This is a genomic window from Thioalkalivibrio thiocyanodenitrificans ARhD 1 (assembly GCF_000378965.1).
GTDB lineage: Bacteria > Pseudomonadota > Gammaproteobacteria > Ectothiorhodospirales > Ectothiorhodospiraceae > Thioalkalivibrio_A > Thioalkalivibrio_A thiocyanodenitrificans.
This window is the reverse complement of record NZ_KB900536.1, coordinates 2,400,266-2,414,257: the sequence shown is the minus strand read 5'-3', so window position 1 is coordinate 2,414,257 and position 13,992 is coordinate 2,400,266. Positions and strand designations below refer to the sequence as shown.

The window sequence follows — 13,992 nt, the reverse complement described above, 5'->3', positions numbered from 1 at the left end:
GGCGGATCAGGCCTGCCTGCGGACCGGCGCGGCCGGTGCTTCCGGGACGTCCTCAAGGCCCTCCGACATCAGCGGCCTCAGGGTGGAAAGCAGGTTGCGGAACAGACGCGGCAGTTGCGCCTCCTCCCGGGCCAGCAGTTCCTTCATATGCTGGCGCTGAGTGGGCATGCCGAAGCAGGCCGGGCAGTTCTCGCTGATCACGGGCAATCCGGCCGCCCCGGCAAAATCCGCCGTCTGGCGTTCGCGCACGTAGACCAGCGGCCGGATCACCCGCAGGTCGCCCGCATCGATGCGGTAGTGGGCCTTCATGGTCTTGAGCCGCCCGCCGTGGAAGGCGCTCATGAGGAAGCTCTCCGCCAGGTCGTCCAGGTGCTGCGCCATGGCGATCACGTTGAAGCCGTGCTCCCGCGCGGTGCGGTACATCAGGCCGCGTTTCATGCGCGAGCAGAAGGCACAGTAGGAGTCGTTGTCCATGTGTTCCGTCGCGAGCTTCATGATGGGCTCACGCACGTAGTGGTACTCGACCCCCAGGGACTCCATGTAGGGGATCAGCGGCGACGGGTCGAAGGCCTCGCTCTGGGGATCGATGGTGACCGCTGCCAGGTCGAAGCGCACCGGGGCCCGGCGCTGAAAATGGTGCAGCAGGTGCAGCAGGCTGAGGGAGTCCTTGCCGCCGGAGACGCCCAGCAGCACCCGGTCGCCGTCGGCGATCATACGGAAATCCCCCAGTGCCTTGCCGGTGAGGCGGATCAGGGATTTGGGTGGCGGGGCGAATGCGCTCATCAGGGATTGAAGAGTACGTGCCCCGCGGTTTCCCGGCAAGGCGCCAAAAAAGAACCCCGGCGGCCGGTTCAGGAAGAACGGGCGGCCGGGGCACCATGGAGGCTCGATCTTGGGGGGCTCGAGCCAGATCCCGCTCAGGGGAGGAAGCGGGGAAGCGCCGGGCTAGAGCGCTTGTTCATTATGACAACGCTTGCACCGGAAAAGTTTTACCGGCCCCCGGCAACTCGGCCAGAAAGGGTGAAAATGTGAGGGATTTCCGATATCTGAAGGCGGTGCGGCACGGCGGGCGACCTGACCGGGCGGTCCGGTTCTCGGGGGAGCGGCGGTGGCCCGGGCAGCAGCACGCGGTTGACGGATCGGCGGTAGCCCGGACAGAGCTCACATTTCCGGTCACCGACCGATCGGGTGAGAACTTTTTTTCAGGCGCCCGGTCATAATCGGTAAGCGCTGTAGCCCGGCGCTTCCCCGCTTCCCTCCCTGAGCGGGTGGATGGCTCAGACTCCCCCAAGTTGAGCCTTTTTTGAGCCCCGGCGCCAGCCGGGGCTTTTTTTGCCCGACCCGCAACCCCGACGCCTGCACGCCTACCTCCTCACCCCTCACCCCTGACTAATGTGCGGCATCCCAATTCTTTCCTATGCCCGCCTCCACCAGGAGGGGCACCTTCAATTCGGCGGCCCCGGACATGCGCCGGCACAGTTCCTCGCGCACGTCGTCCACGGCGCCCTCTTCCACCTCCAGCACCAGCTCGTCATGCACCTGCATGATCATGGCAGCCGGTATTCGAGATTCGCGAATCCAGTTATCCACCTGGATCATGGCCCGTTTGATGATGTCCGCGGCGGTGCCCTGCATGGGGGCGTTGATGGCCACCCGCTCCGCCTGCGCGCGGATCTGGCCGTTACGGGCGTTGATGTCCGGAAGATAAAGCCGCCGCCCGAACAGGGTCTCCACGTAGCCCGCTTCCCGGGCCTGTTCCCGGGTGGATTCCATGTAGGTCTTCACGCCGGGATAGCGGGCGAAATAGCGGTCCACGTAGTCCTGGGCCTCGCCGCGCTCGATGCCCAGCTGCCGGGCAAGCCCGAACGCGGACATCCCGTAGATCAGCCCGAAGTTGATGGCCTTTGCGGCCCGGCGCTGCTCGCCCGATACCTTGTCCAGGGGCACGCCGAACACCTCGGCGGCGGTGGCCCGGTGGATATCCCGGCCCTCGGCGAAGGCCTTGAGCAGCCCCTCGTCGCCTGACAGGTGCGCCATGATGCGCAGCTCGATCTGGGAGTAGTCCGCCGCCACCAGCAGCCGGCCCTCGGGGGCCACGAAGGCCTGGCGGATACGGCGGCCTTCCTCGGTACGAATCGGGATGTTCTGCAGGTTCGGGTCCGAGGAGGACAGCCGCCCGGTGGAGGCCACCGCCTGGTGATAGGAGGTGTGCACCCGTCCCGTGTCCGGGTCGATGCGTTCGGGCAGCCGGTCCGTGTAGGTGGATTTCAGCTTGGACAGCGAGCGGTGCTCCAGGATCAGCCTGGGCAGGGGATAGTCCAGGGCGAGCTGTTCGAGCACGTCCTCGGCAGTGGAGGGCTGACCCTTGGGGGTCTTGCGCAGCACCGGCAGCTTCTGGCGCTCGAACAGGATCTCCTGGATCTGTTTGGGCGAGCCCAGGTTGAAGGCCCCGCCGGCGACCTCGTGGGCCTCGCGTTCGATCTGGCCCATGCGCTCGGCGAGCTCGTGGCTCTGGGCGAACAACCGGTCCGCGTCCACCTTGACCCCGGTTCGCTCCATGCGCGAGAGCACCGGCACCAGCGGCATCTCGATTTCCCGGTACACTCGGCACTGACCCTCGGCGGCCTCGAGCTTCGGCCAGAGGTGCGCATGCAGCCGCAGGGTGATGTCGGCATCCTCGGCCGCGTAGGGGGTAGCGTCCTCGAGGCGCACCTGGGAAAAGGGGATCTGCTTCGCGCCCTTGCCGGCGACGTCCTCGTAGTGCGTGGTGCGGTAATCCAGGTGCTTCTCCGCCAGCGTATCCATGTCGTGACGGCTGGCGGTGCTGTTGAGCACGTAGGACTCCAGCATGGTGTCGTGGGCGATGCCGTCCAGTTCGATGCCGTGGTTGAGCAACACATTGCGGTCATATTTAAGGTGATGACCCAGCTTCTTGTGCCTGGCGCTCTCCAGCAGGGGTTTGAGGCGCTTGAGGGTCCCGTCCCGGGGCAACTGGTTCGGCACATCGGCATAGTCGTGGGCCAGCGGCAGGTAGGCCGCCTCGCCCGGGGTGACCGCGAACGACACCCCCACCACCTGCGCCTGCATGTAGTCCAGGCTGGTGGTTTCGGTGTCGAAGGCGAACAGCGCTGCCGCCTCCAGGCGCCCGATCCAGGCGTCCAGAGCCGCCTCATCAAGAATGGTCTCGTAGGTCTGGGCGGACTGAACGGCGGGCGGATCGTCTGTAGCGGCCTGCGTGTGCCCCTCACCCGACTCCAGCTCCTTGAGCCAGGTACGGAACTCCAGGCGGGTGAACAGATCCTTGAGCGTCTTGCGGTCCGGCTCGCCCAGGCGCAGGCCCTCGGGAGTCACGCCCAGTTCCACGTCCCGGCGCACGGTGACCAGCTCCCGGGACAGGGGCAGATGGTCCAGGGCCGTGCGAAGATTCTCGCCCACTTTGCCCTTGATCTCGTCGGCATGCTCCATGATGCCGTCGAGGCTTCCGTAGGCCTCGAGCCACTTCACCGCCGTCTTGGGGCCCACCTTGTCGACCCCGGGCACGTTGTCCACGGTGTCGCCGATCAACGCCAGATAGTCGACGATGCGCTCGGGCGGCACCCCGAACCTTTCCTTCACCCCGTCGGCATCCAGGGTGGTGCCGGTCATGGTGTTGACCAGGGTCACCCCGGGCTCCACCAGCTGGGCCATGTCCTTGTCACCGGTGGAGATCACCACCTCCAGGCCGTGCTCCTTCCCCTGGCGGGCCAGGGTCGCGATCACGTCATCCGCCTCCACGCCGGGGATCACCAGCATCGGCAGACCCATGGCCTCGACCAACTGGTGCAACGGCCCCACCTGGGCCGCCAGTTCGTCGGGCATGGGCGGGCGGGTCGCCTTGTATTCGGCGTACATCTCGTCCCGGAAGGTCTTGCCCTTGGCATCGAACACCACCGCCACGTGTTCGGGGGCGTAGTCCTTGAGCAGCCTGCGCAGCATGTTGGCCACGCCGTAGACGGCCCCCGTGGGTTGCCCCTGTGCGTTGGTCAGCGGCGGCAGGGCATGAAAGGCGCGGTACAGGTAGGACGACCCGTCCACCAGCACCAGGGGCGGCGTCTTGCTCACGGCTTCTCACTCCGGCGGTTCAGATCTCTGGCAGCATTATGGTGCGTGTGCGCCTCAATTGGAAAAGCACCGGCCATTCCGGATCATGTGGGAAAGAGTACGCTACGTGATTCAATACGGAGGTCGCGCAGGCGCAGAGGTCGCGGAGAACAGAATGCATAAGCCTTCCTCTGCGACCTCCACGCCAACCATCCCACCCGGCGTTTTACCCGACCCCGGTTTGGGGATAAGCTAGGATTCAACCATTTCGAGTACTTCAGAACCATGAATCCCACCTCCCGTTCCGAGCACCCGGGGCTCCAGCCCATCGACGACTCCGCGTTGACCCGCGAGAGCTGGAAGATCTTCCAGATCATGGCGGAGTTCGTGGAGGGCTTCGAGCGGCTGGCGCGCATCAAGCCGTCGGTGAGCATCTTCGGCTCGGCACGCATCGAGCCCGGCAACCCCATCTACCAGCTGGGCGAGGACATCGCCCGGGAATTGTCGGATGCGGGTTTTGCGGTGGTCAGCGGCGGCGGCCCCGGCATCATGGAGGCCGCCAACAAGGGGGCCTTCGGCGGCAAGTCCCCCAGTGTGGGCCTCAACATCGCACTGCCCCACGAACAGCAGGCCAATCCCTACCAGGACGTCTCCCTGGCCTTCAGGCACTTCTTCTCCCGCAAGGTGATGTTCGTCAAGTACGCCTCCGCCTACGTGGTGCTGCCCGGCGGGTTCGGTACCCTGGACGAACTGGCGGAGATCCTGACCCTGGTGCAGACGGGCAAGACCCGGCGCATCCCCATCATCCTGGTGCACAGCGCCTTCTGGAAGGGTCTGCTGGCCTGGTTCGAGGACACCTTGGTGGCACAGGGCACCATCGATGAATCGGACCTGAGACTCTACACCCTGGTGGACGACCCCAAGTCGGCGGTCAACGCCATTTTCGATTACTACGAGGCCCGGGGATTCGAGCCGTCCCCGGAAGAGAAAGAAAAGCTGATGGAGCTCTGACCGTGAAACGCGTACTGCTTGCCGCCCTGCTCTTGTTGCCCGGCCTCGCGGCCGCCGAGGACATCCCGCCGCCGCCTCCTCTGCTGGATGACAGCGAGCAGGTGACCCGGGAGATCATGGAGCCCCAGGTCACCATCATCCGGCGCGATGGCGAGATCATCGAGGAGTATCGCCTGCACGGGCAGCTCTACATGGTGCGCGTCACGCCGAGAACGGGGCCGCCGTACTACCTCGTCGACACCTCCGGTGACGGCAACCTGGAGACACGCTCCCACGAACTGGACCCGCGCCTGATGATCCCGGCCTGGACGATCCTTCGCTGGTGAGTGCGGCACCGCCGGCACGCCGCTTCCCGCCCCCCTCCGGACCCCCTCCCACCCGGGAGGAACTGGAACAGTTTCTGAGCAACTACGCGCTGGGCCGGTTGCAGGCGTTTCATCCGGGCCGGCGCGGCCGGCGCGGGCGGGTGATCACCGACGCCGGGCAGTTCTGGCTGGTCGGCCCGGGCATGAGCGACACGTTCCTGGAAGCGTTGCTGGAGCACCTGGCCGGACACGGGCTGCCGGTGCCCACCGTGGTGCGCGACCGGGACGGACGCTGGATCCGCCCTCTCGGGGCGTACCCGGGCGCCCTGGTACGCTGGCCGGAGGGAAGGCACCTGGAAACGTTCACCCCGGGCGACTGTGCCCGCGTGGGGGGGTTGCTGGGACGCGTTCATCTGGCCGGCCTGGATTTCGTCCCGTCCCGGCCTCCGCACCGCAGTCACCAGTGGCGCCGGCAGACGGCCGAGGCCCTGGCACCCCGTTTGCCAACCCGGGAACGGCACCTGTTGAACGAGGAAGTGCGGTTTCAGGGCCTCTACCGCTTCGGCGACCTGCCCCAGGGCATTATCCACGGGGCGCCCAATCGCCGGCGGCTGGTGGCCGGCCCGGACGGCGGTGTCGGGCTGACCGGTTTCGGCCATGCCTGCCGCCATGCCCTGCTCCTGGACGTGGCGGTGGCCGCCCACGACTGCTGCGCGGGGCCGGAGGGTGCGCTGGACCACGGTCTGGTCAGCGCCCTGCTCAAAGCCTACCGCCGCCTGCGCCCGCTCAAGGCCATCGAACGCGGCGCCTGGCCCGTGCTGCTTCGCCGGGCGGCCCTGGACGCCTGGCTGGAGGCCCTCACACTGGGTCAGGACGGCGCAGGCGCCCGGGCCCGAGTCGAAACCCGCATCCGCGAAGAAGCCCGGTTACAGCGCTGCTGGGTGGATTGATCCGCCGGGCAGGGCCTGCGTGCCGGGCACCCGCCGCCGCCTGTCCCGCCTCGCATCGGACCGATGAACCGGAGGCCGGACACCCCCGCCAGGTCCGGCATGCTCCTAACTTCCGTGAATCCGCCCTATTATCAGTGTGTTCGCCCCATCAATCGTCGGGGAACATCCACCCCAAAGGAGCACACCATGAGCCAACTGCCCCAGATCCAGGCGCCCGAACATCCCCAGGGCAGCCACGAACCCAGCCTGTCCACCTGGCACGACACCCGGTACCGCATCATGTGGTACTACATGCATGCCACACCGCGCCCCTGCTTCACCCCCGGGCTGCTGTCCGAACTGGGCAGCTTTCGGGATGACATGGCCCACCGTCTGGACGACCCCGGGGATTCGGGCGTCGACTACATGGTGCTGGCCTCCAAGGTTCCCGGCATCTTCAACCTGGGCGGGGACCTGTCCCTGTTCCGCACCCTGGTGGAGACCGGGGACCGGGAGGGACTGCGCACCTATGCCCACGCCTGCATCGACATGCTCTGGACCCACATCAGCGGCATCGACGGGCGCGACATCACCACCATCTCCCTGGTGCAGGGCGATGCCCTGGGCGGCGGCTTCGAAGGCGCCATGTCGGCCCATGTGCTGGTGGCCGAGCGCAGCGCCCGGCTGGGCCTGCCGGAGATCCTGTTCAACCTTTTCCCGGGCATGGGGGCCTACAGCCTGCTGTCCCGCCGGTTGGGTCCGACCCGGGCCGAACGCCTGATCCTGTCCGGCCAGGTATACACCGCCGAGGCGCTGCACGAGATGGGCGTGGTGGATGTGCTGGCCGAGGACGGAGAAGGCGAGAAGGCCGTCTACGACTACGTGGCCCGGGAGAACCGGGCACGCAACGGCTACCGGGCATTGCGCAGGGCCAGGGCGCTGAGCAACCCGGTGACCCGGGAAGAGCTGCTGGGGATCACCGAGGTGTGGGTGGACGCGGCCCTGAACCTGGGCGAGCGGGATCTGCGTATGATGCAGCGCCTCACCAACCAGCAGGAACGGCGCATGCTCAAGGCAGCGTAGGTGGCCGATGCGTATCCGGGGGTGTCGGCTGCACCCCTCGGTCCGGTCCACGGGGGTTCAGGTGGCTGCGTCGCGGCACTCGCGCAGGTAGGCGTCCACACCCGAGCAGGTGTCAAGAAACGCCTGCTCGATCTCGTTGACCCGCGCAGCCGGCGACCCCGTGCCCATCTCGTAGGGCTTGAGCGATTCGGCCCCCTGGCAAAGCCCCACGAGCCGGGCGCCTCCCAATTCGCCGGCGCTGCCCTTCAGGGCGTGCAGCGCATCGCGCATGCGCGGGTAATCGGCCTGATCCACGGCGGCTTTCAGATCGCGGAGCTGCTGCTCCCCGTCTCGCCTGAAACCCTCCAGGAGATCCCGAAGGAACAGGGGACCCGACCCGAGCCTGACCAGACCATCCAGCACGTGTGTGTTGAGCACATCGACCTCCCGTGTCGTCGTGTTGTCCGTCGCCGCCGTGTTTGCCGATGCCGGGGCGGCTTGCACCGACAGACCCGCCAGCGTATCCAGCAGGCGCGCCGCGTCCACCGGCTTGGTGAGATAGGCGGCGGCACCCGCGTTGCGGCAAGCCTCCAGCGCGTCCGGCGTGGCGTCGGCGCTGAGAATAACGGCCGGCGGACAGGCGTCTCCGCCCATGAACCGGCTCATCTTCAGAACCTCCAGCCCGCCCGTGTCCGGCATGTTCAGGTCCAGGATCATGAGATCGAAGTCCCCGCCCCGTGCGGATAGCACGTCCAGGGCCGCCTCGCCGCCGTTCACTAGAAAGGGCTCGTGACCGGCCCGTCTGAGAATGCCCGAGATGACCTGCCGGTTGACCACGTTGTCTTCGGCCACCAGCACGCGCAAGGCCCTGGCATTGCCTGCGCGCGCCCGGTAATGATCAGCAAGGGAGATGACGTTTTCCGCGGGCTCCATCTCACTTTGCGCCGCGTTCAGGGCGTTGAACAGCCGCGTCTTGTCGGGCGGCAGATCCAGAACAGAGGAATAGCCGGCACGCAGCCATACCGAACGCGGCGAGGAACCCGGTTCATGATCGAGCAGGATGGCGGGCACACGGGCCAGGGACGGCTCCCGGCGCAGGAGACCCAGAAACTCCGCCGGATCAGCCCCCAGGGTGCGACGATCCACCAGGACCACGTCATGGGCGAGACTGTCCGGCTCCAGCAGGTGCGCCATGGCCTGGACCGGACTGGACACCGCGTCCGGGCGCAGATGCCAGCCCTCCAGGACCCGGCACAGCCGGGATCGGACATCGGATTCGGCGAGCACGAGGATCCGCCCGCCCGCGCCGCCGAGCCGCACGGGCTCGCCGCCTTCGGCCGGGAACTGGCGCTCGAACGGGATCTCGAAATAGAAGGTGGTGCCCGATCCCACCTCGCTGTGGAGCCCCATGTCCCCGCCCATCAGTTCCACCAACTGGCGGGAAATGGTGATGCCCAGACCACTGCCCCCATATCGCCGGGTGGTGGACGCATCGGCCTGCTCGAAGGTCTCGAAGATACGCGCCCGGGCCGCTTCGGGGATGCCGATGCCCGTATCACGCACGGCAAAGTGCAGACGCGGCATGTCCGGCTCGCCGCCCGCCGCCCGCACCGTCACCTCCACCTCTCCGCGTTCGGTGAACTTCAGGGCATTGCCGATGAGATTGATGAGCACCTGGCGCAGGTGCTGCGCGTCGCCGCGCAGCGCAAACGGCACATCGGGGTCCACGTGGGCGGACAGGTGCAGCCCGCTGGCGCGCGCCTGGGCCTCGAACATGGCCAGTGTGCCGCGCACCAGGCGATGCAGATCGAAATCCACCGTTTCCGTGGAGAGCTTGCCGGCCTCGATGCGGGAGATGTCGAGAATGTTCTCGATGAGCCCCAGGAGCACCTTGGCCGATGTATGGATGGAACGGCCCAGTTCCCGCTGCTCGGTATCAAGCCGCGTATCCATCAGCAGGTCGCTCATGCCGATCACCCCGTTGAGCGGGGTGCGCAGCTCATGGCTCATGTTGGCCAGGAAACGTGTTTTGGCCTGATTGGCCTCATTGGCCCGCGCAATGGCGCCGTGCAGGCTCTTGAGCAGACTTGCCGTATACAGGGGCACCAGCACGAGCACCATCATCATGCTCAGACTGAACACCGGGTGGATGGACCAGAACGGGCTGAGCACGAACACGGCGGCGAAGCCCGTCAGCGCCATGGCCGTGGACAGATACAGGTAACCGACCCCGTAGCGGAAACCGTTGCCGACGATCACCCACAGGTACACCACGAGGATGGGCGTGCCGGCCTCGCCCCCCAGAAGCAGGCTCAGCGAGGCGCCGGTCATGTCGCCGGCCATGCCCAGCACGCGGCGCGACGGGCTGCGTTCCGGCCACAGCAGGATGGCCAGCAGAATGGCCAGTGAGAACGCCAGGAACAGGGTGCTGCCGAGACGGGCGTAATCCAGGGCGGGCGGCGCCACCACACTGGCGAACCACGGCGTGTGAAAGTAGGTGAACACGCTCAGGCCGATGATCAGGCGCACCAGTGCCTGCTGGTGCTCGGAGTCCGGCCGCTGGCGCAGGCGCCCGAGCAGAGCCGCGAACCCGGGGACCCGGTTCAGCCGGCCCGACACCGCCTTGTCGTTGTCATTCCCGGTCGGACCGGCCATGGGGCCCTCCCTGTTCCTTATGCATCCGGCATCTCGGGGCGCGCTGCGTGCGGGTGGCCCGTTCGGACCCCACGCATCCGCCGGTTTCGCCGGACTCCACAGGGAGTGCCGGCGGGCGGCGCGCAGGCCGGATGGTCAGAAAATGCTCCCATCCGAGGCGGGATCACGCAAGCCCTGCTCAATGGTCACGATCTCCTCAAACACCGCCAGGAAGGCGTTGACACAATCGGGGTCGAACTGCCGCCCTGCCTGATCACGCAGATATTCGCAGGCGGCCTCCCGGGACCACGCAGGCTTGTAGGGCCGCATGGAGCGCAGCGCGTCATAGACATCGGATACGGCGACGATGCGTGCCTCCAGCGGGATCTTCTCCCCTGCAAGGCCCCCCGGATAGCCGCCGCCGTCCCAATGCTCATGATGGCCCAGGGCGATGACTGCCCCCATCTGCATGTACCGCGAGGCGGAATCCTTCAGGATCTCGTGGCCCATGAGCGTATGACGCTCCATGATCGCCCGCTCGTCTGCGGTCAGCGGCCCGGGCTTGAGCAGGATGTGATCCGGCACGCCGATCTTGCCGATGTCGTGCATGGGCGCGGCCAGTTCGATGGTTTCGCACACGGAGTCGTCCAGGCCCAGCCGGGCGGCGATCCGCCGCGCGTAGCGCGCCATGCGCAGCACGTGATTGCCGGTGCCCTCGTCCCGATACTCCCCCGCCTTGGCGAGGCGCAACAGGGTTTCACGCTCACGGTCCAGGATCTCCCGTGTGGCCGCATTCACCTGGCGTTCGAGCCACCGGGCACGGTGCTGTACCAGGCGGCTCTGACGGCGCAGGCGCAGCAGGTTGCGGCACCGGACGCGGCACTCCACCGGATCCAGCGGGCGGGAGAGGAAATCCGTGGCCCCGGCATCCAGGGCCTCGTAGCGCACGTTGCGGTCCTCGAGTACCGTGACCACCACGATGGGCACCTCGGCGCTGCCGGGCAGCGCACGCACCGCGCGAATGAACTGCGCACCGCTCATCCGGGGCATGCGAAAATCGGTGACGATCAGGTCCGGCATGGTCTCGCGGACCTGGGCCAGGGCGGCCTCAGGGTCCGAGAACGCGGTGATCTCCATCCCGGGCCAGACCCCCTGCATGAGTTCCGTGAGAATACGCCGGCCCGTGGACTGGTCGTCCACGATAAACAGCCGCATATGGCCCCGGTAGCGGGTATCGCCCGAACCCCCGTCACTGCCGCCGCTCTCGGCGGTACCGATGCGCCGTACCACCGCACCACTGTGTCCACGCCCGGAGGCGTTCCGAATCATGATGGCACCCTCACAACACTTCCCTACTGCTTGCAGGGAAAAACGTGATGTATCCAGCACTTATTGTGGCACGTCTGCGGCCGAACGGCGGCATTCGGCAAAAATTTCCGGCGGCGACGGCATTCGGGTCCGGTGACCGGTGCGGTTTTCCCGGCCTCCGCCGGGCGGCCTTCGCGTCACCTCTGCGCTGCACGCCTCGCCGGCCGTTCGCCCTTCCACCACGCCCACCGGATCCTGCATCGCGGGTCAGGACACCTTCTCCAGCTTCGCATAGCCCGCCACCAGCCATTTGGCGCCGTGCTCGGAAAAATGCACCTGGATGCGCGCATTGGCCCCCTGACCTTCGCAGTCGGTGATGATGCCCTCCCCGAACTTGCGGTGAGCTACGCGCACGCCCACCCGCAGCCCGTCTCCGGCGCCTTCGGAGGACGGTTCGGAACGGCGATACACCGGCTGGCTGATGCGCGCCCTGGGTCGTACATCCTCGATCAGCCCGGCCGGCAGCTCGGCGAGAAAGCGCGACGGGGCGCCATAGGTCTCCCGGCCGTGCAGCCGGCGGGACTCCGCGTAGGAGAGCACCAGTTGCTGGCGGGCGCGGGTGATGCCCACGTAGGCCAGGCGGCGCTCCTCCTCCATGCGTCCCGGTTCCTCCACCGACATGCGGTGGGGGAAAAGCCCCTCCTCCATGCCGCTCATGAACACCAGCGGAAACTCGAGGCCCTTGGCGGAATGCAGCGTCATCAGCTGCACGCAGTCATCGAACGCGGCCGCCTCGCCTTCCCCTGCCTCCAGGGCCGCGTGGGCGAGAAATGCGGTCAGCGTATCCATCTCACCGTGGGCCTCCGGGTCGTGCTCAAAACCACGGGCCGCGCTCACCAGCTCGTCCAGGTTTTCCAGCCGGCCCTGGGCCTTCTCGCCCTTCTCCGCGGCATAGAAATCCCGCAGGCCCGAGTGCCGGATGACGTGTTCCGCCTGTTCGTGCAGCGGCAAATCCCGGCAGGCCGCGGTGAGCGCATCCACCAGCGCCAGGAAACCCTGCAGGGCATTGCCGGCCCGGGCCGTGAGACCGCCCTGCGCCAGCAGTTCGGCGCCGGCGGCCCGCAGCGGCAGGTCACGCGCCCGCGCCTGCTCCCGGATGAGGGCCAGGGTGCGCTCGCCCAGTCCCCGGGCGGGCTGGTTGACCACCCGCTCGAAGGCGGCGTCATCCTCGCGGCTGGCCACCAGGCGCAGGTAGGCCAGGGCGTCCTTGATCTCGGCCCGCTCGAAGAAGCGCAAGCCCCCGTAGACACGGTAGGGTATGGCGGACTGGATCAGGGATTCCTCGAACACCCGGGACTGGGCGTTTGACCGGTAGAGCACCGCCACGTCGCTGTAGCGGCCCCCTGTCCGCGACCACTCCTGGATGCGCCCGACCACGAAGCGCGCCTCGTCCTGTTCGTTGAACGCGGCGTACAGCGCGATGGGCGTGCCCTCGGCGTCCTCGGTCCAGAGTTTCTTGCCGAGCCGTCCCTGGTTGTGCTCGATGAGCGCATTGGCAGCCCTGAGTATGGTGCCCGTGGAACGGTAGTTCTGTTCCAGGCGGATGACGCGCGTCCCGGGGTAATCCCGGCTGAAATGCTGGATATGCTCGATGCGTGCGCCGCGCCAGCCATAGATCGACTGGTCGTCGTCCCCCACGGCAAACACGGGAATCCGGTCGCCGGACAGCAGCCTCAGCCAGCCGTACTGGATCGCGTTGGTGTCCTGGAACTCATCCACCAGAATGTGGCGAAAGCGGCTGCGGTAGTGCTCCAGCAACGCGGGCGTATCGCGCAACAGCTCCAGGGCGCGCAGCAGCAGTTCGGCGAAATCCACCACGCCGGCGCGCCGGCAGGCGGCCTCGTAGGCGCTGTAGATGCGCACCAGTTGGCGGTTCACGGGGTCGCCATGGTCCTCCATATGCGCCGGGCGTACCCCCTCGTCCTTGCGGGCATTGATGAACCATTGGGCCTGGCGCGGCGGCCAGCGGGCCTCGTCCAGTTCCAGGGCCTTCAATACCCGCTTGACCATGCGCAACTGGTCATCGGCATCCAGGATCTGAAAACCCTGGGGCAGGCCGGCATCCTGCCAGTGGGCGCGAAGCAGCCGGTGGGCCAGTCCGTGGAAGGTGCCCACCCACATGCCGCGCACGGGCATGCCCAGCAACACCTCGATGCGCCCGCGCATTTCCGCGGCGGCCTTGTTGGTGAAGGTCACGGCGAGGATGCTGTGCGGGGACAGCCCCTCCACCTGGATCAGCCACGCGATCCGCTGGGTCAGGACCCGGGTCTTGCCGCTGCCGGCGCCGGCGAGCACCAGTACCGGCCCCGGATCGGTGCTCACGGCTTCGCGCTGGGCGGCGTTGAGGGAATCGAGGAGGGAGGAGACGTCCATCGGAGCAGTTTATCAAACCGGGCCGCCGCTTCGGCAGATGGAGGCCCCCGTCACGGCGCACGAACGGGCATGTAACGAGACTATGGGCATGGACGCCGCTGCCGGGAACGTCTATGTATATGTGTGGACCAATGTTTGGACACTGTCGTGCCACAGACCAGTGTATGCTGAAGGGGCCGGCACGGCCGGCGGCATTTCAGGGAGAGAAACTCGGGCGGGCGGGTTCGCCG

Annotated in this window: 9 protein-coding genes; 4 read left to right on the top strand and 5 right to left on the bottom strand. The window is 67.2% G+C overall.

The features are described 5' to 3' along the window. Nucleotides 1-6: 6 nt before the first annotated feature. Together THITHI_RS18940 and polA are read right to left on the bottom strand one after the other, a co-directional pair. On the bottom strand, nucleotides 7-783 hold the full coding sequence (locus tag THITHI_RS18940) for a tRNA 2-thiocytidine(32) synthetase TtcA (RefSeq protein ID WP_018233232.1): 777 nt from the start codon (nucleotides 781-783) through the stop codon (nucleotides 7-9). A 606-nt stretch (nucleotides 784-1,389) separates the two neighbouring features. Beyond that, a complete protein-coding gene (gene polA, locus THITHI_RS0111440; protein WP_018233231.1) occupies nucleotides 1,390-4,101 on the bottom strand; it encodes a DNA polymerase I in 2,712 nt (903 codons plus the stop codon). A gap of 264 nt (nucleotides 4,102-4,365) precedes the next feature. Here polA and THITHI_RS0111435 point away from each other — a divergent pair, with 264 nt between their 5' ends. From THITHI_RS0111435 to THITHI_RS0111420, 4 genes are all read left to right on the top strand, one after another. After that, nucleotides 4,366-5,091, top strand: a complete 726-nt coding sequence (locus THITHI_RS0111435) for an LOG family protein (protein WP_018233230.1) — start codon at nucleotides 4,366-4,368, stop codon at nucleotides 5,089-5,091. 2 nt (nucleotides 5,092-5,093) lie between these two features. Continuing rightward, entirely contained in the window at nucleotides 5,094-5,417 is a 324-nt protein-coding gene (locus tag THITHI_RS0111430; RefSeq protein WP_018233229.1) for a DUF2782 domain-containing protein, read from the top strand. Further along, nucleotides 5,414-6,346, top strand: coding sequence for a homoserine kinase (locus THITHI_RS0111425; RefSeq protein ID WP_018233228.1), 933 nt, complete (start codon nucleotides 5,414-5,416; stop codon nucleotides 6,344-6,346). Before THITHI_RS0111430 ends, THITHI_RS0111425 begins: the two co-directional genes overlap by 4 nt. A 186-nt stretch (nucleotides 6,347-6,532) precedes the next feature. Beyond that, the gene (locus tag THITHI_RS0111420) at nucleotides 6,533-7,408 is read left to right on the top strand and encodes a crotonase/enoyl-CoA hydratase family protein (RefSeq protein WP_018233227.1); all 876 of its coding nucleotides are present in this window, start codon (nucleotides 6,533-6,535) and stop codon (nucleotides 7,406-7,408) included. Between the two features lie 57 nt (nucleotides 7,409-7,465). Here the strand turns inward: THITHI_RS0111420 and THITHI_RS0111415 are convergent, their stop codons facing one another. The 3 genes from THITHI_RS0111415 to uvrD all read right to left on the bottom strand — a co-directional run bounded on the left by THITHI_RS0111415 (nucleotide 7,466) and on the right by uvrD (nucleotide 13,762). Further along, complete coding sequence (locus tag THITHI_RS0111415) at nucleotides 7,466-10,042, bottom strand: ATP-binding protein (RefSeq protein WP_018233226.1); 2,577 nt, start codon at nucleotides 10,040-10,042, stop codon at nucleotides 7,466-7,468. 135 nt (nucleotides 10,043-10,177) lie between these two features. Further along, a complete protein-coding gene (locus tag THITHI_RS0111410) occupies nucleotides 10,178-11,350 on the bottom strand; it encodes an HD domain-containing phosphohydrolase (RefSeq protein WP_156820529.1) in 1,173 nt (390 codons plus the stop codon). Between the two features lie 246 nt (nucleotides 11,351-11,596). Beyond that, nucleotides 11,597-13,762, bottom strand: coding sequence for a DNA helicase II (gene uvrD, locus THITHI_RS0111405; protein WP_018233224.1), 2,166 nt, complete (start codon nucleotides 13,760-13,762; stop codon nucleotides 11,597-11,599). Nucleotides 13,763-13,992 lie beyond the last annotated feature (230 nt).

What these genes read in the sequence shown, in the direction of transcription:
- THITHI_RS18940 (WP_018233232.1), bottom strand. Translation starts at nt 783, where the DNA reads ATGAGCGCATTCGCCCCGCCACCCAAATCCCTGATCCGCCTCACCGGC.
- THITHI_RS0111410 (WP_156820529.1), bottom strand. Translation starts at nt 11,350, where the DNA reads ATGATTCGGAACGCCTCCGGGCGTGGACACAGTGGTGCGGTGGTACGG.
- THITHI_RS0111420 (WP_018233227.1), top strand. Translation starts at nt 6,533, where the DNA reads ATGAGCCAACTGCCCCAGATCCAGGCGCCCGAACATCCCCAGGGCAGC.
- THITHI_RS0111415 (WP_018233226.1), bottom strand. Translation starts at nt 10,042, where the DNA reads ATGGCCGGTCCGACCGGGAATGACAACGACAAGGCGGTGTCGGGCCGG.
- uvrD (WP_018233224.1), bottom strand. Translation starts at nt 13,762, where the DNA reads ATGGACGTCTCCTCCCTCCTCGATTCCCTCAACGCCGCCCAGCGCGAA.
- THITHI_RS0111435 (WP_018233230.1), top strand. Translation starts at nt 4,366, where the DNA reads ATGAATCCCACCTCCCGTTCCGAGCACCCGGGGCTCCAGCCCATCGAC.